We start from the raw sequence: 497 nt of genomic DNA, 5'->3' as shown, positions 1-497 counted from the left end.
CGACCGGCGATGCTGCCTGGGCAGTATCAGAGATTTCCTCAAAAAAGTAGCCAACCCGGACATCCAGAACACGGGATAGATCGAACAGCCTGGAGGCTCCGACCCGATTGGCCCCACGTTCGTATTTTTGCACCTGCTGGAAGGTCAGCCCCAGGCATTCACCAAGCTTCTCCTGGCTCATCCCGAGTAGGGTCCGTCGAAGCCGAATTCGGGCACCAACATGCACATCAATGGGATTGGCACTGCCATCCGCCAATCGGCCACGGGGGGACCGACCAACCTTCTTGGGTACCTTGGCAGGCTTGGGGGCGGTCGCGGGTTGGGAACTCTTACGTGGCGGCATGGTGCCCCTCTTCATGTGTTCGTCAGGTGGCTGATTTTGGCTTCCGGTTCGTCCGGGAATAGCCCAGCCCAACAGCCTTCGCAAACTCTGATCTACGTGCAGCGTATTCCGGGGCGACGAGAGGGTAATCCTTGGGCAAAGACCACTTGGCCCG

Annotated in this window: 2 protein-coding genes; both read right to left on the bottom strand. The window is 59.2% G+C overall.

All coding sequences use genetic code 11. The features are described from left to right. The coding region (locus H261_RS24465) for a helix-turn-helix domain-containing protein (protein WP_235063054.1) at window positions 1-343 on the bottom strand (343 nt) is incomplete at its 3' end. A gap of 22 nt (window positions 344-365) precedes the next feature. Next, window positions 366-497, bottom strand: a 132-nt coding sequence (locus H261_RS24460) for a MucR family transcriptional regulator (protein WP_200860290.1), incomplete at its 5' end; no start/stop codon positions are given.

Source organism: Paramagnetospirillum caucaseum (assembly GCF_000342045.1).
In the GTDB taxonomy this organism is placed as follows: domain Bacteria; phylum Pseudomonadota; class Alphaproteobacteria; order Rhodospirillales; family Magnetospirillaceae; genus Phaeospirillum; species Phaeospirillum caucaseum.
This window is presented reverse-complemented; position numbering and strand designations above follow the sequence as displayed.